General features: G+C 67.7%; 13 protein-coding genes. All 13 read right to left on the bottom strand.

Features of this window, described 5'->3' with window-relative positions; all coding sequences use genetic code 11:
• Positions 1–42: 42 nt before the first annotated feature.
• Complete coding sequence (gene fadD32, locus ON34_RS00530) at positions 43–1,959, bottom strand: long-chain-fatty-acid--AMP ligase FadD32 (RefSeq protein WP_040772706.1); 1,917 nt, start codon at positions 1,957–1,959, stop codon at positions 43–45.
• 190 nt (positions 1,960–2,149) lie between these two features.
• Positions 2,150–3,193, bottom strand: coding sequence for an LLM class F420-dependent oxidoreductase (locus ON34_RS00525; protein ID WP_083889068.1), 1,044 nt, complete (start codon positions 3,191–3,193; stop codon positions 2,150–2,152).
• A 168-nt stretch (positions 3,194–3,361) separates the two neighbouring features.
• Complete coding sequence (locus tag ON34_RS00520) at positions 3,362–4,354, bottom strand: cutinase family protein (RefSeq protein WP_373291840.1); 993 nt, start codon at positions 4,352–4,354, stop codon at positions 3,362–3,364.
• Positions 4,345–4,863 carry a DUF732 domain-containing protein gene (locus ON34_RS00515; RefSeq protein ID WP_040772703.1) on the bottom strand — a complete coding sequence of 173 codons (519 nt, stop codon included), beginning with the start codon at positions 4,861–4,863 and terminating at the stop codon, positions 4,345–4,347. Before ON34_RS00515 ends, ON34_RS00520 begins: the two co-directional genes overlap by 10 nt.
• A 290-nt stretch (positions 4,864–5,153) precedes the next feature.
• Positions 5,154–6,953, bottom strand: coding sequence for an alpha/beta hydrolase-fold protein (locus ON34_RS00510; protein ID WP_051021989.1), 1,800 nt, complete (start codon positions 6,951–6,953; stop codon positions 5,154–5,156).
• Between the two features lie 217 nt (positions 6,954–7,170).
• Positions 7,171–8,211, bottom strand: a complete 1,041-nt coding sequence (locus ON34_RS00505; RefSeq protein WP_245547823.1) for an alpha/beta hydrolase — start codon at positions 8,209–8,211, stop codon at positions 7,171–7,173.
• Positions 8,212–9,027: 816 nt separating this feature from the next.
• Entirely contained in the window at positions 9,028–10,089 is a 1,062-nt protein-coding gene (locus ON34_RS00500) for an alpha/beta hydrolase (RefSeq protein ID WP_051021988.1), read from the bottom strand.
• Positions 10,090–10,387: 298 nt separating this feature from the next.
• A complete protein-coding gene (locus ON34_RS00495; RefSeq protein ID WP_245547822.1) occupies positions 10,388–11,455 on the bottom strand; it encodes an alpha/beta hydrolase in 1,068 nt (355 codons plus the stop codon).
• Between the two features lie 227 nt (positions 11,456–11,682).
• A complete protein-coding gene (locus ON34_RS00490; RefSeq protein ID WP_051021987.1) occupies positions 11,683–13,620 on the bottom strand; it encodes an arabinofuranosyltransferase AftB family protein in 1,938 nt (645 codons plus the stop codon).
• A 4-nt stretch (positions 13,621–13,624) separates the two neighbouring features.
• Positions 13,625–14,551: a decaprenyl-phosphate phosphoribosyltransferase gene (locus tag ON34_RS00485; protein WP_040772700.1), complete on the bottom strand. Its 927-nt coding sequence runs from the start codon at positions 14,549–14,551 to the stop codon at positions 13,625–13,627.
• A gap of 1 nt (position 14,552) precedes the next feature.
• On the bottom strand, positions 14,553–15,113 hold the full coding sequence (locus tag ON34_RS00480) for a phosphatase PAP2 family protein (RefSeq protein WP_051022013.1): 561 nt from the start codon (positions 15,111–15,113) through the stop codon (positions 14,553–14,555).
• A 74-nt stretch (positions 15,114–15,187) separates the two neighbouring features.
• Complete coding sequence (locus ON34_RS00475) at positions 15,188–17,122, bottom strand: glycosyltransferase (protein WP_040772699.1); 1,935 nt, start codon at positions 17,120–17,122, stop codon at positions 15,188–15,190.
• A 7-nt stretch (positions 17,123–17,129) separates the two neighbouring features.
• A complete protein-coding gene (gene glf / locus ON34_RS00470) occupies positions 17,130–18,359 on the bottom strand; it encodes a UDP-galactopyranose mutase (RefSeq protein ID WP_040772698.1) in 1,230 nt (409 codons plus the stop codon).
• Between the last annotated feature and the right edge of the window lie 156 nt (positions 18,360–18,515).

The following is an 18,515-nucleotide window of genomic DNA, read 5'->3' as shown; positions in this document are numbered from 1 at the left end:
GGCGCCGAGCGTCAATGGTCGGTCCGAGGCCGCCCTTGGCAATTACTCTTCCGGTGCATCGGGGAAGGCTTGCTGGGTGTAACCACCCCGCAGTGTTCCCTCCAGATAGGCGGCCCGGCAGGCCCGCCGGGCGATCTTGCCGCTGGACGTGCGCGGAATCGAACCCGCGGGCACCAGCAGCACGTCGCGGACGGTCACGCCGTGGCGCTGGGAGACCGCCGCCCGCACCGCGTCGGCGATCGGCAGCGGATCGGCCTTGCCCGCGCCGGGACCGCGCTCGGCGACGATGACCAGCTGCTCGGAGGCGTCGTCGGCGTCGAACTTCAGGCCGGAATGGCTGCCCTGCTCGAACACCTCGGCCGGGAGCTGGTTGGCCGGCACCGAGAAGGCGGCGACGAAGCCCGGTCGCAGCGCCGTGCTGGCTTCCTGCGCGGAGTACTCGAGGTCCTGCGGGTAGTGGTTGCGGCCGTCCACGATCACCAGGTCCTTGACGCGGCCGGTGATGTACAGCTCGCCCTCGAAGTACACGCCGTAGTCGCCGGTGCGCATCCAGTTCGCGTCCGGCTCGGTGCCTTCGGCGTGGCTGCCCTCGGGCAGCCGGTGGGTGACCTTGTTGCGGAACGTCGCCGTGGTCTCGTCCGGACGACCCCAGTAACCGATGCCCATGTTGTTGCCGTGCAGCCAGATCTCGCCGACCCGGCCGTCGGGCAGCTCACGGCCGCCGCCCTCGGACTCCACCGATTCCGGGTCGATGATCGTCGCCCACTGCGAGAGCGCGACGTAGCCGCAGGACACCTGCGCGATCGCGTCCTCGTGACCGGGATCGACCTTCACCATGCGACCGGCGTTGAGCTCCTTGCGGTCGACGTAGGTGACCTTGGCCTCGTCCTCGGCCTTGGTGGCGGAGACGAACAGCGTCGCCTCGGCCATGCCGTAGCACGGCTTGATGGCGGTCTTGGGCAAGCCGTAGGGCGCGAACGCCTCGTTGAACTTCTTCATCGACGACGTGGTCACCGGCTCGCTGCCGTTGATCAGGCCGATGACGTTCGACAGGTCCAGCGACTCGCCGGGCTTCGGCAGACCGCGCGCCGCGGCGTGCTCGAAGGCGAAGTTCGGTGCCGCGGCGAAGGTTCCGGCGCCGTCGGAGACCGCGGCCAGCTCCTTGATCCACCGATAGGGGCGGCGCACGAACGCGCTCGGCGACATGATGGTGATGTACTTGCCGCCCACCGCGGGCAGGATCACCGTCAGCAGGCCCATGTCGTGGAACAGCGGCAGCCAGGTGACGCCGCGTGAGTTCCAGTCCAGCTTGATCGCGTCCACCATCTGCAGCAGGTTGGTGCCGACGGCCCGGTGGGTGATCTCGACACCGGCCGGAACCCGGGTGGAGCCCGAGGTGTACTGCAGGTAGGCGATGTCGTCGATGGCGATGTCCGGGCGCACCCAGCTCTCGCCGACGCTGTCCGGGATCGCGTCCACCGCGATGATGCGCGGGCGCTGAGCGGCGGGCAGCGAGCGGAAGAACTGCCGGACCCCGGCCGCGGAGGAGCTGGCGGTCAGGATGGCGGAGGGCTCACAGTCGCCGAGCACCGCGTGCAGGCGGTCGGTGTGGCCCGGCTCGTCCGGGTCGAACAGCGGGACCGAGATGGTGCCCGCGTAGATCGCGGCGAAGAAGGAGATCACGTAGTCCAAGCCCTGCGGAGCGAGGATCGCCACCCGGTCGCCCGGGTTGGTCACCTGCTGCAGTCGAGCGGCCACCGCGCGCAGCCGAATACCGAACTCACGCCACGTCAGCTCCTGGGCCTCGCCGTCGCGCTCGCGCGAGTAGTCGATGTAGCGATACGCCAGGGTGTTCGCGTCGTTCCGAGTGTGCTTCTCGACGTGATCAACCAGGGTGTGATCCTCGGGAATCCGGATGTTCCCGGTTTCGTCCAGGTAGTCGTCGAAAGTCTCTTCCATTCCTTCTTCTCCTCCGAGGCACACGCAGCAAGACGGCGAGATCGCCGCTATTACCTGTGAGGCCCCGACTCGCTTTCGCCCGCGGGTGCTCCAAGTGCAGAGCCAGCCTGCAGATTTTGTGCGGTCTGCGCGGTGACCGCCTATCGGCTAGATGTACTCAAACCAGAGTCATGTTACAGAGAAGACCGGCTCACTCATCCCGCAGCAGGGGAATAACGGGGGCGAACGCGTCCATCTGGGTGGGGAATACACCGACGTAGGACATCGAGGTGAGTTGCCGCACACGTCGGATCTGCTCGGCGATCTCCTCGAACGTGCCGATCGCCACGTAGGGCGAGTTCAGGATGTCCTCGACGGACAGCTGAACGTCCACCTCCAGGTTCGGGTGCAGTCCCCGGTCCAACGCCGACAGCGCCATCTCCGCGGTCTTCTCGCGATCGTCGGTGATCACGACGGCGGTGATGGCCCAGTTCAGCTCGATGTCGGCGAACCGGTCACCGGCGGCCTCCTTGATCAGATCCACCTTTTCGACGGCCTTCTCGATGGTGATGCCGGAGAGCAGGCCCTTGCCGTTCTTAGTGGTCACCGGAACGACGGAGATGATGTCGGCGTGCTTGGCGGCCAGGCGCAGCATCTTGGGGCCGCCGCCGCCGGTGCAGATCGGCGGGCGCGGGCCCTGCCGCGGCCGGGGAGTCCCCTTGACGCCGCGCACCTGGTAGTGCTTGCCCTCGAAGGTGCACTCCTGGCCGCGCAGCAGCACGTCCAGAATGGTCAGCGCCTCGTCCAGCTTCTCCAGCCGGACACCGGGCGACTCGTAGGGGATCCCCGCGTTCTCGAACTCTTCCTTGATCCAGCCCGCGCCGAGGCCGACCTCGAGCCTGCCCTTGGACAGCACGTCGATCGTGGCGAGGTCCTTGGCCAGCACGACCGGGTGGCGGAAACCGTTCGCCAGCACCGACGTTCCGAGCCGGATCCGCTCGGTGGCCTGGGTCAGCGCGCCGAGCGCGGCGATCGGGCCGATCTGCTCACCGAGGTGGTCCGGCACGACGAAGGTGTCGAAGCCGTACTCCTCGGCCTGCTGGGCGGTCTGGACGAACTTGCGTGCGCCGCCCTCCTGCTTGTTTCCCTCGCCGGCCGCCGCGAAGCGGAACGGACGCAACGGAGTGCCCAGCGCGGTCAACGCAGCATCCGCGTCGCGGCTCGCCGTGGTGGCCGGTGCGGCGGCTTCTGTCATGAACTCATGCTCCTGGCTGTAAGGAAATACGGGCGCGACACCCGTGGCGAGGTCTGCTGCGGCGTTGCCCGGCGTCGCGATCACCAGCGCACTTTACAGCGTGCTGCCGAACTCGAGTTGCGCTTGTCACGCCAACGGGGTGCGGAGTATCTCACGGCCTGTGAATTCTCACGAATGCGCGGGATGCGGCGCGGCCTCGATCAGGCCCGCCGCCCAGTTGGCCGTCCACTGCGTCGCGGTGGTGCCATCGGAGTCGACGACGAAGCCGTTGTAGAGGGCGTGCACCGGGTTCCCCGCCGCCCTGACCAGTGCGTTCACGCTGCCGACGATGTTCCACGGATTCAGTGCCTCGCGCGGCGCGTCACAGATCAGATCACCGGGCGCGCAGATGGTGTAGGTGCGGTCGGCGAGGGCGCCGAAGCCCCCTTGACGCGGACCGGTCATCGTGATGCCGGGCACATTCAGCCCCCGCAACGCGACTTCGGCACCAACGCCGGGCGGCGGCGTCCCCACCTGGATCGGCTGACCGGGGCCGGTCTCGCCGGTGCGCCGTCCATCGGCGATCAACGTCACGCCGAGCACAAGGTCGGCGGGCACCGGGCCCTTTCCGGCGCCGATCTGCGCGGCGACGTCACCCGCGATCACCGCGCCCTGGGAGAAGCCCGCGAGCACGTAGGTGGTCAGCGGACACTCCTGATGGCGGGCGGCCATGGCATCGACCATCCGCCGGGTGCCCTCGGATCGGCTGTTGTTGTAGGACTGCTGGCCGTCCGGCGGAAGCGCGATCGGATTGGAGAACTGCGCGACATACGGGACGGTGTACACGTCCAGCCGCTCCGCCGGGAATCGCTGGGCGACTGGGCCGGAGACGTTGAGCATCAGCGACAACGGGTTGGCGGTCGGGTTGTGGGGGTCGTCGTAGCTATTCGACTCCCAGGTGCCAGGGACCGAGATCATCTGCACGTCCGGGCAACTCGCGGGCTGCGAGGTCGGCCGTTCCGGCGGCTTCGGCCCCGGAGCGGGCGGGCGCAACCGTCCCGCGAGCAGGTACCACAGCAGCAGGACGACGAGGACGATCAGCACGATGACGCCGATCGCGATCAGGCATCCCACCGGCTTGGACCGGCGGGATGCCGCACGAGCACGCGAACTCACTGGCAGTACGTCGCGCGCGCGGTCGAGATGTAGATCTGTCCGGCCTTCTCGACCGGCATCTTCGACGGATCGAACGACGGGTCGGAACCGGCCATGGCGTTCACGAAGGTCATCAGATCCTGGTCGGACGCCCCGGCGGCGGTGCCCTGGCAGACGTACGCGCCGATGCTGAGCGCGATGTCCGGGGTGGACGGGGTGATGCCCTGCTTCGCCAGCTCGTCGAGGAAACGCTTGTCCTTGTCGGTGAGCTTCGAGGTATCCGCGGGCGGGACGGCCTCGGTCGGCACCGGCTGCGGACGCTCGGGCGCGTCGGTCGCGGTGGTCTGCTCCGGCGCGGGAGCGGGCTGCGCGGTGTCGGCGGGCGTCGTCGCGGCAGGCGACTGGGTCACCGTCGTGGTGCGGGTCGGCGTCGGCGTGCTCGTCGCGGTCGAGTCATTGTCGCCACACGCGGCGAGCAGGCCGGTCGCGGCGATCGCCACAACCACGCCGAATACCTTTCCACGGGTCCGATGCATGAATCCTTGTCCTCCTGTGTCCAATTTTGCAGCGCCTGCGACGCTGCGTGTTCGCGGCCCCTGATGGCTCGGGGGTCCGACGCGAGCCGGGCCGCGAAATGCTCGTAAGACTCGCACCCGACGGGGCTGACACGTCTTGGATCGAGCGGTTGGTAGCTCAGCCTTGAAGAGTACGGACTCCACCGCGTCCGCGCTTCGCCCCCTCGGCACCAGCCGAGCCGCGCACGGAGATGCTCGGCCTCGCTTCGCTCACCACCGGGCGGCCGCGGAGGCGGTCATCGAGATCCGTCTCAGATGCCGTGAACCTCCGGTTTGCCGTTGTGCACCGTGATGAACCCGGCTTGGAAGTTCTGCTGGATGCCGCCAGGAATGGGAAACTCGTCGCTGATCGGATAGCCGAGTTTGCCGTTCTCGTAACCGGTCTCGCGCCAGGCGTCCAGTACCGGACCGTTGCGGACCGCCCAGGCTCCCGACAGCGGGCTCCAATAGATGTTGCCGCCCTCGAATCGGCTGAACCGGCCGAGATCCTTCAGCGGTTGCTCCTCGGCGACCGGGAAACCGAGCGGGCTGTTCTCGTAGCCGAGATGGGCGTACTTGCCCAGGATCAAACCCTGGACGCGGTGCACGCCGGTGGCCTGGCTGTAGTAGAACGGGCCGTTCTCGAATGCCTGCACGACCCCGTCTCGATGCGGCGTCTTGATTTCCGGTGCGGTCGGATAACCCGCGGGGCCGCGCTCGAACCCCTGCTTGCCCCACTCCTCCAGGATCGCGCCGCGAACCACTTGGGCGCCGGTCTGCGGCGTCCAGTACAGCGAACCGTGCTGGAAGGTCTGGAACCTGCCCCGTCCGTCGTCGAGTGCGCGCTCCTCGCCGGTCGGCAGCCCCAGCGGGCCGCCGGGGCCCATAGCGGCCTGATAACCGGCGCCGATCATGCCGCCGACCGGATACGCGCCGCTGCCCGGCACGAAGAACACCCGGCCGCCCCTGAAGTCCTGGGCCATGCCGCCCGCCACCGGATACTCGCCGGTGAGGCACTCGCCGAGCCAGCCCGCCGCCGCGGCCACCGCCCCGATCGCGCCACCCGTCTGGCAGGCGGGCTTGCCGAGGTCGACGCCGAGCGCGGTCGCGGCCTGCTGCCAGGACTGGCGCATCTCGAAATCCCAGTACGGCCAGGAGTGGGTGCCGGACGGGCGGTAGTTCACCTGCGCCGGAATGGCCAGGTTGGCCAGTTTGGTGACGAAGTTCTGCGAGGTGAGCCGGGACAGGATCTCCAGGCCCATGCCCGCGAAGTTGGTGCTCACCCCGGGAATGGACGAGGCTTGGTCGAACGGACCGATCGCACCGCTGCCGCTGGAGACGTAGAGGCTCACGCCCCTCAGCTTGTCGGCCAGGGCGTACGGGTCGTGTCCTTCCCATTCCGGGCTCGTCGGCGGGCCCCACATGGCGGCCGAGTCGAAACCGCCCGCGTCGCGCATGGCGAACTGGATGGCCTGCGGCATGCCCAGCGTCGTCGTGGTCAGGAAACCGGAATAGGACGCGGCGTGCCGCACGAACCCGGGATTGCGCGCCGCGAGGAACATCGCGGCCGTGCCGCCCATCGACAGACCCTCCATGCCGCGCACATCCGACGCTCGCCACTGACTCTCCAGCAGCGGCGGGAGCTCCTTGGTCAGGAAGGTCTCCCACTTGTAGTTGCGACCGTTGTCCGGCTCCAGCCAGTCGGAGTAGAAGCTGGACTGGCCGCCGATCGGAAGCACGACGGTGACGTTCTTGTCGGCGAAGAACTCGACCGCGCCCGCCTCCTTGGTCCAGCCGCTCTCGTCCTCGGTGGCGCGCAAGCCGTCCAGCAGGAACAGGAGGGGGAACCGCGCCTCCGGCCGAGAGTTCCAGTCCCTGGCCAAGAGCAGCTGCACTTGGATCGGCGCGCCCATGGACGGCGAGGTCACCCACAGCGCGACGCGACGGTCGCTGAGCCAGTGGACTTTCTGCACGACCGGCGCTGCCGACACCGCGGCGGGCTGCGCGACGGCGGGGGCGGCAACCGACAGGCTCGCGGCTAGCGGGACCGTCGAAGCGATGGCGAGCAGCATCAGCCGCCCACGTGCCGAACGAGCGACGAGGCGCCCGAATTTGCCCCAGCTACCGCGCGTTGTCCCTGTCACATGAGCTTTGTACTCCGGTTATGGCGGGGTTCACGCGAGACACGCGCTGCACAGCAAACTCTGTTCGCTCCAGTCGGGTCACCCCGAACGCAATTCAGGCCGCACCGAGATCGGTGCGGCCTGAACGCGTCAGGAGCGAATCAGATCACCAGGCGCCGGTGGCGTCCAGGATCATGTTGCGCGAGTTGAACAGCTGGCCCTCCCAGTACTTCCAGGCGTGGGTGCCCGCCGCCGGGAAGTCGTACCGGGCCGGAATGCCCAGCGAGTTCAGGCGAGCCTGGAACGCGCGGGTGTTCACCAGCGACAGGGCTTCCAGCGCCATCGCGTTACCGGTGTTGAACACGCCGACCGCCGAGTTCGGCTGGTCGTACTGGCCCGGAAGGCCGCTGGCCGCCGAGATGTACATCGGCAGGCCGCGCAGCTGCGGCGCGAAGACGAACGGGTCCATCCGCAGCCACTGCGGGCTCCACGGAGCCGCCATCGAGTCGACGTTGTAGCGGCCCGCGTCGAGCATCGCGATGCGGATCGCCTCACGCATGCCCGGCGCGGAGATGTTCAGGTAGCCCGAGTAGGAGGCGGCGAACTTGAACTGGTCGCGGTGGTAGGCCGCCAGCGCCAGCGCCGCGCTACCGCCCATGGACAGGCCGACGACCGCGTTGTTGGTGCGCGAAACGCCGTAGCCCTCCAGGAAGGCCGGGAGCTCCTTGGTGAGGAAGGTCTCCCACTTGTAGGTGGTCTTCTGGCCGTTCAGGTTCGACGGCGCGTACCAGTCGGTGTAGAAGCTGGACTGGCCGCCGACCGGCATCACGAGGGTGATGTTGTCGTTCGCGAACTGCTGCATCGCGTTGGTCTCGAACGACCAGGCGTTGCGGTCGTCGCGGGCACGCAGGCCGTCGAGCAGGTAGAGCGCCGCGCTACCACCGCGCGATGCCCACTGCACCTGCACCTTGATCGGCCCCATGCTGGAGGGAACCATGAGGTCCTCGTAGCCACCCGCGGGCGCCCGCAACACCGGCGCGTGCGCCGACGGGGCCGCGGTGGCGAGGGTCGGGGTCGCCAGTCCTGCGGCGGTCGGTAGCGCCAGTACGGCGGCACCGACAGCCAGAATTCGATTACGCCAACCGCGAGGTGCGCCTCGCCGTCCCGACGGTGTTCTCTTCGGCGCGGCCGCCCTGCCGAAACGCATGAATCCTGCTCTCTTTCTGCTGTTGTGGTGCCACTCGCCGCCCGGAGGGCGGAGCGGCACCCGTGTTGCCAACGAGACGCACATCACGAGCACGGTCCCGACTATCCGGTCCTGTGACGGCGCTACAACGATCTGGTCACACTTGCGCTCGCTGGACGATATTCGACGCCCCTCGCTTTAGCAAGATCGGGGCCTTTCCGGTGGTCGAAATCCCTCCGTTTGCGCAAGGTAATGGTGCGGTGACCTTATCGCGTTCGCAGGGTGATGTCGTGTTGAAAGCCAAGATATTTCAGTCGCTGGCGGGAACTGTCACCGACGCGAGATCTTGTTGGAAGCGGCGACTCCCCACGGTGTGGAGTCGGCTCGAATGTGCACAATCAGCCCAAAAGCCGGACTCCTGCGTCGAGACAAACTGTGATCAAGGCCGTGATCTGCTGTGATAGCCGCAGCGACTGGACGTCGAACGCCCGCCGGTCACGTTGAGCGCGCTCCCGCAGCTACTAATGAGCCAACTCGACGACCCATGAGGGCCTGCCGCCACACGGCTGAACCAGCGTCACTTTGACGCGCGCTCGAGCCTGCCGAGCGGAATTCGCAACCACATCGTCCCGACAACGACTTTTCGAGCGAAGCGAGACCGAGCATTGCCCGTTCGCGGCCCGGCTCGCGTCCGAGCGGCCGACGCGTCCGCGACGAAGTCGCCAGCGGCGGTCGCTCGGACGTGAGCCACAGGTGGGCCGCGAACACTCCGCGACGAAGTCGCGGCCGAACCAGCACAGCCGCGAACACGCAGCGCCGCAGGCGCTGCAATCAAATTCAGCCGATGTTCGCCGACATGTCCGGAATCATCCGCATCGCCTCGTCGGCCCAGTTGTTCCAGGCGTGAATGCCGAAGGGCGGGAAAGAGTAGACGGCGTTGCCGCCGCCCAGCGTCGCCATCCGGACCTGGAATGCCCGGGTGTTCGCCAGCGCCAGCGTCTCCAGACCCATGCCGTTGAGGGTGTTGAAACTCGGCGGGTCGGTCGCGGAAGGCAGCCCGCTGGCCGCCGCGATCCACAGGCGCGTGCCGTTGCGCACCAGATTGGGCGCGAAGACGAACGGGTCCATCCGCAGCCACTGCGGGCCCCACGGCGGCGCCATCGAGTCGACGTTGTAGCCGCCCGCGTCCAGCATGGCCGCGCGAATCGCCTCGCGCATGCCGGGCGCGGAGATGTTCAGGTAGCCGGAGAACGAGCCGGCGAAGCTGAACTGATCCGGGTGGTAGGCCGCCAGGGTGAGCGCGGCGCTGCCGCCCATGGACAGGCCGAATGCGCCGTTGCGGTAGGGGTTGAACCCGAGCCGGTCGCGCAGCGCCCAGCGCAGGTTGTTGGTCAGGAAGGTCTCCCACTGGTACCGGTAGCTCTTGCCCGGTCCGCCGGCGAACCCGTCGAGTATTCCGGAGCCGGTGCTCGAGCCCGCGCCCGCCGGAACGCCGAAGAACTCACTCGGCGCGTTCCAATCGGCGTAGAAACTCGACATGCCGCCGACCGGCATGACCACGTTGATGTTGTTGCGGGCCAGGACGTCCGGGATGTTGGTCTCGATCTCCCAGCCATTCAGGTTCTCCGGGGCCCGCATGCCGTCCAGCACATAGACGACGCGACCGGTGTTGCCGTCGGCGGCGCGCAGAATCCGGGACTTGATCGGTCCCATAGGTGAATCGACCCAGAAGTCGAAGGCGGCAGGGTTGAACGCCGCCGATGCCGGGGCGCCGAGGCCCGCGATGGTCGTTCCGAGCGGTAACAGCGTTGCCACGGCGACACCGAGAACGAACCGCCGCAACCACGAACCGGTTGATCGATACCTACCGGGACCGCGTTTCCAGCGCGCACTTCCCATCACATTCGACCTTTCCCTCAGGCGACCTATCGGCAAACATCCAGCGATCTTCACCGGCGCCCTTATCGGACACCGAGACCGGCGTCCGTCACAAAGCGGACGAATCGACCTCTGTGCATGTTGTTCACGTATCAATCGGAAACGAATGCCTTCATGTTGCTGGATAGTGATCCAGTGCACAACTACCGAAGCGTTTCGTCTTCCTATTCGTTGCCGAGAAAATCCGGGACGACCCCGGAAAAAGACCGACCGCCCTGTACCAGAGGCACAGGGCGGTCGGCGGTCGGCTACTGCCTGCCTACCCGATGTTCGCGGACAGGTCCGGGATCATCCGGTAGACCTCGTCGGCCCAGTAGTTCCAGTTGTGCACGCCAACGGCCGGGAAGTCGTAGGTGACGTTGTTCGCGCCGAGGGTCAGCATGCGGACCTGGAACGCGCGGGTGTTGGCCAGCGCCAGCGCCTCCAGCCCCATCGCGTTGACCGTGTTGAAGCTCAAGCCGTCCGCCGCGCTCGGCAGACCGCTGCCAGCGGACACCCACAGACGGGTGTTGTTGGCCTTCAGCCGCGGCGCGAAGACGAACGGGTCCATCCGCAGCCACTGCGGGCCCCACGGCGGCGCCATGGCGTCGATGTTGTAGCCGCCCGCATCCAGCATGGCGACGCGCAGCGCCTCGCGCATACCCGGCGCGGAGATGTTCAGGTACCCGGAATACGAACCGGCGTAACGGAATTGGTCGGGGTGGTAGGCCGCCAGGGTGAGCGCGGCGCTGCCGCCCATGGACAGGCCGAACACGCCGTTGCCGTTCGGGTTGAAGCCGAGCCGGTCGCGCAGCGCCCAGCGCAGGTGGTTGGTGAGGAAGGTTTCCCACTTGTAGGTGCTGGACTTGCCCGGGCCGCCCGCGGAACCGGTCAGCAGGCCGGAGCCCGAGTTCGCCGAACCGCTGGAGGAGGAGCCCGCGCTGCCGAGACCGAAGAAGTCGCTCGGACCGTTCCAGTCGGCGTAGAAGCTGGATTGACCGCCGACCGGCATGACCACGTTGATGTTCCACTTGGTCAGCTCGCGCGCTACCTCGGTGTCGATCTCCCAGCCGCTCAGGTCGTTACGCGCCCGCATGCCGTCCAGCGCGTACACCACGCGCCCGGTGTTGCCGTCGGCGGCACGGAAGATGCGCGACTTGATCGGCCCCATTTCGGAATCGACCCAGAAGTCGAAGCCGTCCGGATTGAACGCGGCGGACGCCGGGGCGGCAGGGCCTGCCACCGACACCCCGAGCGGCAGCAGAACAGCCAGCGATACCAGCATGGACCGCTTGAGCCAAGAGCCTGCTCTTCGAGTATTCAGACGACGCCCGATCACGCCTCGCATCAGTTTCAACCTTTCGTTCCACAAGCGACAGCGGCAAGCCGTCCACACGGTAACCCGCCGATGCCCACGACCGGTGGGACGCCACGGCCGGGCCTACGGTCGTAGCGTATATCGGTATCGATGCGCGGGCGTTATCAAAAAGAGATAAAGCGGCGTACGCCACTTTATCGAACTCGCACGGTGAGCCCGCTCCAGCGTGCTGGTTCGGGCCCACCGCTACGGCATTATCAGCGCGGCGCGACCGGCTGCGGGATCGGATCGACCAGCCCGCACCGCTGGATCTCGTACTTCGGCACTCGGTCGATGCGGTACTTCGCGAACCGCAACGCGTTGCGCAGGTTGTGCCGGAAGCGCTCGAAGGTGAGCGGATCGCGGGAGGAGATCAGCAGCGCCTGGGTGTCCGGGCAGGACATCGCGGTACGCGCCTGGGTCACCCACTTCTCGTCCAGGTACCAGGGCATCCACGGCTTCTTGTCGACCATGCCGGTGTCCACGATGACCCAGTCCGGGTACAGGCTCTTGTCGTGCCCGATCCGGCCGTCGGTCAGCCGGTCGGTGTGCGCGGCCAGCGGGTAGGCCAGGCCCATCGGGTCGATCACGTGCACGTCCAGCGGGACGTTCATGCTGGTCATGCCCAAATTGAGGAAGTAGACCGTGTGCCCGGCGCCGCCAACGGGAATGGGCTGCGGCGGCGGGGCGACGTACCAGAACATGAACGACGGCGAGTTGAGCAGCAGACCGCCGTTCGGGCTGGCGGCGATGTCGTTGACCATCGCGCGGACCCGCGGGTAGTCCAGGTAGTCCTCGGCCAGGATCGGATGGTCGTGACCGGTGTTGAGCACGTAGTAGACGCGCTCGTCGACGATGCCGGTCGAGGTGATCTTGGTACCGGTCTTGATCGCGGTGGTGCCCGCCGCGAACAGCGCCCAACCCGCGGTGCCGACGAGCGCGACCGCGAGCACCGCGAAGGACCAGTCGGCCGTCGACGCGCGCACACCGCCCACGGGCAACCGGATCGGCAGCACCGCGACCGGGAGCAGGAACAGGAACAGCTGCGGCAGCAGCATCCGGCCGTGCATGAAGTCGCCGCCGACCCGCAGCGCGTACACCGTGAGGAGGAATCCGCTGACCAGCACCATGGCGACCACCGCGCCCGGCGACCGCAGCCAACTCCTGACCCGGCCGACAGACCAGCCACGCGCTTCGTCGCGGTCCGCCCGCGCCGTCCGATCTGCTCGGGTGCGTGCGGCGACCACACCGGCGATCAGCAGCACCAGCAGCGGCGCCCACAGGAAGTACGGACCGACCAGATCCCACAGGTAGGTGAAGCCTTGGCCCCATTTGGCGCCGCCCGCGTCCTTCGCGACAGCGGTATTCGGGTAGGGCAGGCCGTAGTAGCCCATGCGCCAGATCTGATAACCCATCGGCACCAGCCCGGCGACGGCGACGATCACCGCACGCAACACGATCGGGCGCAGTCCGGTCTCCGGCAGGGGCGCCAGGAAGATCATCAGCAGCGCCAAGGCGCCGACCAGGGTCATCTCGGGACGGATCAGCGGGGCCAGCCCGGCGAGGAAAACCAGGCCGAGCAGACCGGGCAGATGAAGGGTTTTCGCCTGGCTCCACCGCATCAGCTGCCACCACAGCAGGCCGATCCAACAGATCACCAGGCCGCTCTCCAGTCCGGAGGTGACGTAATCGCGGGCCGGGGGCAGCGCGATGTAGACCAGCACGCCCGCGGGCAGCAGCAGTCCGGCGCGGGTTCCGCCCCACAGTCGTGCCGAGCCGAGCATGGCGAACACGACCGCGGCCAGCGACACCGTGAGCGCGACGCCGAGCACCACGTACTCGAGCCGCGCCTGGGTCAGCCAGCTGAAGAACCACACCAGATACGTCCACGCCGTGCTGGTGTTCGCTTCGACGCGCTCGCCCGCGTTGAAGACGGGGCCGTTGCCCGCCAGCAGGTTGCGGACGGTGCGCAACACGATGAGGCCGTCGTCGGCGATCCAGCGCCGCTGCCAGCCTCCGACCGCGAAAAGGACGACGGTGAGCGCGATCCCACCGACGAAAGTGGCTTTGGATAGGCGCGCGAAACGCGACACAGAGCGTGCCGCCTCATCGGCCGGCCGCTCCCCCGCGTATTCCGTTCGCCCCGCTACCAGCATCTCGTCAGGTGAGATAGACAGCGACACCTACCGCTCCGATCCAGGCAATTGCGAGGAACTGCAGGACGCGGTCCCCCAGCGCGATCTCTTCGGGCTCACCGGCCTCGCCACCATCGACGTCGACCGCGTAACGCAGGATTGCGATGGTAAACGGGATCATCGAGATCGCGAACCACTCGGTGTGGTTGTCGCGGTCCTGCTCGAAGGCCCACAGCCCGTAGAACACCACCACCGCGGTCGCGGCGAGCGTCCAGATGAAGCGCAGGTAGGTGGGGGTGTAGTACTCCAGCGACTTGCGGATCTTGGCCCCGGTGCCCAGCGCGATCTGCAGTTCGGCGTAACGCTTGCCCGCGGCCATGAACAGTGAGCCGAAGGCCATGATCAGCAGGAACCACTGGGACAGCGGGATACTCGCCGCCGCGCCGCCCGCCACAGCGCGCAGCAGGAAGCCCGAGGACACGATGCAGATGTCCAGCACCGCCTGGTGCTTGAGACCGAAGCAGTAACCCAGCTGGATGCCGATGTAGACCGTCATCACCACGGCCAGGTGCCACGACGCGAGGAACGATCCCGCGATGGATCCGGCGAGCAGCACTGTCGCCAGCAGGTAGGCCAGGTTCACCGGGACCACGCCCGCGGCGATCGGCCGGAACCGCTTGGTGGGATGCGCTCGGTCGGCCTCGACGTCGAGCGCGTCGTTCACCAGGTAGATGCCGGAAGCGGCCGCGCAGAACACCACGAAGGCGATGCCGACGTGCGCGAGCACGTCCACCTCGGTGGCCGTGCCCGCGGCCAGCGGTGCGGCGAGCACCAGGACGTTCTTCACCCATTGCCGCGGACGGACAGCCTTGATCAGACCCCCGGCCAGCGTCTTGGGCGGGCCCTTGACAACCGCCTCGGCTAGGTCGGCGCCGGTCGGCTCTTCACTCATGTCAACCAAGGCTCTTTCTTGTCCGGTCACTATCAAGTCTCTTTTCGGCGGCAAGCAGGGCAGCGGCGGACGCGGCACCGAGCGCGGAACCGGCGAGCACGTCGGAGGGATAGTGCACCCCCAGGACCACTCGGGAAAGCAGCATCGGGGGAACGAGCACCGCAGGCAAGGGTAGCCCGGTCAATCTGCCGAGCAACACGGCCGCCGCCGTAGTCGAGGTCGCGTGCGAGGACGGGAAACTCAGTTTGCTCGGCGTTCCGACGTTGACCTGCACCGACGGATCGTTCGGGCGCGGCCGCCGGACGACGCGCTTGATGACGATCGAGGCCGCGTGCGCGCCGACCGCGCCGACCGCGACACCGGCCCACTGCCTGCGCCTCGGCTTGTCCAGCAGCCAGCCGGCCGCCGCGATGCCGATCCAGCCGAGCGCGTGCTCGCCGAAATGCGACATGCCCCGCGCGGCGGAGACCACGGCGGGCTTGTTCCCGAGCGTGGCCTGCACGGCGTTGATGATCGCGACCTCGGGCGGCGGCGTCGGCGCCTGCGTGGGCTCCGCGTACACCGGGCCGCCGTGGCCGTTGGCGCTCTGCGGCGGCAGGTGCACGGCCGCGTCGTCGGCCGCGCTGGCTCCGAGACTCACTGCTGTCCATCCTTCGTGTCGATGCCGAAGACCTTTTCCCATGCCGCGGTGCTGGTCAGCTGCGGGTGGGCGGCGCGGTAGCGCTGCTGCATCTCCGGGAAGCGCGCGGCCAACTCCTTGCGCAGGCGCATGGCCTCCTTGAACAGGCCCAGCGCCTGGCGCGGATCGCGCTTGCGGTAGACGACGCCGCGGCCGTCGGCCGTGGTGACGGTGACGCCGTCGACCTGGGAGAGCAGGAACCACCGTGCGTCCAGCGTCGGCACGTTCAGCTGCGGAGTCTCGTGATGTTCGGTGCGCGCGGGGCGGAAGTTGTGCACCACTCCCTTGGCCAGCCGGACCACCTTGGCGATCGGGTTGGCGGGCTCGCCCACCGCGCCGACGCCGATGTGACTGGCCAGCGGCAGTTCGGTGGACGAGGGCAGGATCACCGCGTCCGGGTACTGCTTGCGCAGTTCGTGCACCGCGCCAAGCGCGCTGGGCAGCAGCTGGAACAACCGCTCGGGCCCGGCGAGGAAGTCGCGGATGGCCAGGTTCTGGATCGCGACCGTCGAGTACTCCAGGCAGAGCAGGTGTTTCAGGGTCGCCTTGATGGTGTTGACCACCATGCCGCGGCCGTTGCCCGGCAGGTGCAGCGAGGCGACCACCAAGCGGTTGCGCAGGTGGAAGTACGCCTGCCAGTCGATGGCGTCGTCCTTGTCGCTCCAGGCCATGTGCCACACGGCTGCGCCGGGCAGCGTGACGGTGGGATACCCGGCGGCACGGGCGCGCAGACCGTACTCCGCGTCGTCCCATTTCAGGAACAGCGGCAGCGGCTGGCCGAGTTCCTCGGCCACCTGCCGCGGGATGACGCAGGTCCACCAGCCGTTGAAGTCGACATCGATGCGCCGGTGCAGCAGCTTGGAGTTGTCCCGGTCTTTGAGCGGGTACTTCGAGAAGTCGTGGTCGTATTCGACGTTCGGCGCCGCCGTCCACATGAAGATGCCGCGGTCGACCACCTCGCCCATGACGTGCAGGTGCGAGCGCTCCTGCAGGTTGAGCATCTGGCCGCCGACCAGCACCGGCGACTTGGCGAAGCGGGCGAAGGCCAGCGCGCGCAGGATCGAGTCCGGCTCGATCTCGATGTCGTCGTCCATGTAGACGATGTACTCGGCGTCGGTGCTCTTCAGCGCCTCGTACATGACCCGGCTGTAGCCGCCGGAACCGCCGAGATTGGGCTGGTCGTAGATGGCCAGCCTGCCGCCGAGCGCCGCGGCCGACTCCGCGAAACCGGGCTCGTCCACCACCTTCTTGGTGCCCTGGTCGGGGATGATGACGGCCTCGATCTTCTCCAGCACCAGCGGGTCCGAGCCGAGGGCGGCCAGGGTCTTCACCGCGTCGGTCGGCCGGTTGAAGGTGGGCATGCCGACCGCGATGCTGCCTTCGCCGGGCGCCTCGACCGGTGCGAACCAGCCGCCGGACAGCAGCGTGACCGCCGTGTCGGTGGTGATGTCGAACCAGATCCAGCCGCCGTCCTCGAACGGGCCCAGGTCGGTCTCGAATTCCACGACCACCGAGTCGGCGCCGCCGGCGACCGCGAACTCCTTGCCCTGCACGTGGATGCGCGAGCCGTCGGCCTTCGACCGGTACATGTCGACCCGGCCGTGGCCGGCCAGTTCCAGCCGCAGCACCACCGACGACAGGATGCTCCAGCGCCGCCAGTAGCTCGCGGGCAGCGCGTTGAAGTAGGTGCAGAACGAGACCTCGGATTCCGCGCCGATGGACAGCGAGGTGCGGGTGGTGGCGTGCGCGCGCCTGGCGTTGGTGGCCGACTCCTCGACGTAGAGGGTGCGCACGTCCAGCGGTTCGCCGGGGCGGGGCAGGATGATGCGCTGTAGCAGCGACTTCGCGCGGGTCTCGGTGGTCTGCTCTGCCAAGATGGATTGGGAGGTCATTCTGCTCCTATGCCTCCTGGTCGGTCGCGAGCGGCGCGCCGTCTTCCAGGTGCGGGCGTAGCACGTTGTCGAACATGCTCAGCGCGCTGCCGATCGCCATGTGCATGTCCAGGTACTGGTAGGTGCCGAGCCGGCCGCCGAAGACGACCTTCGCCGCCTCGGTCTCCTTCTTGGCCAGCTCGCGGTAGGCCAGCAGCTTTGCCCGGTCCTCCGGGGTGTTGATCGGGTAGTACGGTTCGTCGCCGGTCTGCGCGAACCGGGAGTACTCCCGCATGATCACGGTCTTGTCGGTGGGGTAGTCGCGCTCCGGGTGGAAGTGGCGCGGCTCGATGATGCGGGTGTAGGGCACGTCCGCGTCGTTGTAGTTCATCACCGAGGTGCCCTGGAAGTCGCCGACCGGCAACACCTCGGTCTCGAAATCGATGGTGCGCCAGCCCAGCTCGCCCTCGCTGTAGTCGAAGTAGCGGTCCAGCGGGCCGGTGTAGACGACCGGCGCGTCCGGGTTCTCGGCGCGCAACTGCTCCCGGACCTCGAACCAGTCGGTGTTCAGCCGCACCTCGATCAGGTCGGAGGCGGCCATGTTCTCCAGCCACTTCGTGTAGCCCTCGCGGGGCAGGCCCTCGTAGGTGTCGTTGAAGTAGCGGTTGTCGAAGGTGTAGCGGACCGGCAGGCGGGTGATGTTGCCCGCGGGCAGTTCCTTCGGGTCGGTCTGCCACTGCTTGGCGGTGTAGTCGCGCACGAACGCCTCGTAGAGCGGGCGGCCGATCAGCGAGATGGCCTTCTCCTCGAGGTTCTGCGCGTCCTTGGTCTCGATCTCCGACGCCTGCTCGGCGATCAGCTTGCGCGCTTCTTCCGGGGAGAAGTAGCGGCCGAAGAACTGGGAGACCAGACCGAGGCCCATCGGGAACTGGTAGGCCTGCCCTTTGTGCATCGCGAACACGCGGTGCTGGTACCCGGTGAACTCGGTGAACTGCGTGACGTAGTCCCACACCCGCTTGTTCGACGTGTGGAACAGGTGCGCGCCGTACTTGTGGATCTCGATCCCGGTTTCCGGATCCGGCTCGGAGTAGGCGTTGCCACCGATGTGGTGGCGGCGCTCGATCACCAGAACCCGTTTACCCAGCACGGTGGCGGCGCGTTCGGCAACGGTCAGCCCGAAGAATCCGGAGCCGACGACGATCAGATCGAACTGTGAGGCGGAATTGACGGAGTTACCCGGGGACGATGCGACGGTCACGGGAGCCCAGAGTATCGGAAGTCCCCGCCGTGTCCTGGTGGAGTCGGAACCTGTGCTGGGCGGGCACGCTTCCCGGCCTGGGTTCACACCGGGGACCTCCGAATTTCGCCGGACGTTTGCCGAAAGGGGGCTCGACGGCAACCGACCGGCGTTTTA

Source organism: Nocardia pneumoniae NBRC 100136 (assembly GCF_000308755.1).
Taxonomy (GTDB): domain Bacteria; phylum Actinomycetota; class Actinomycetes; order Mycobacteriales; family Mycobacteriaceae; genus Nocardia; species Nocardia pneumoniae.
Note: the sequence above shows the minus strand (reverse complement) of the source record. Positions and strands in the feature narration are given on the sequence as shown.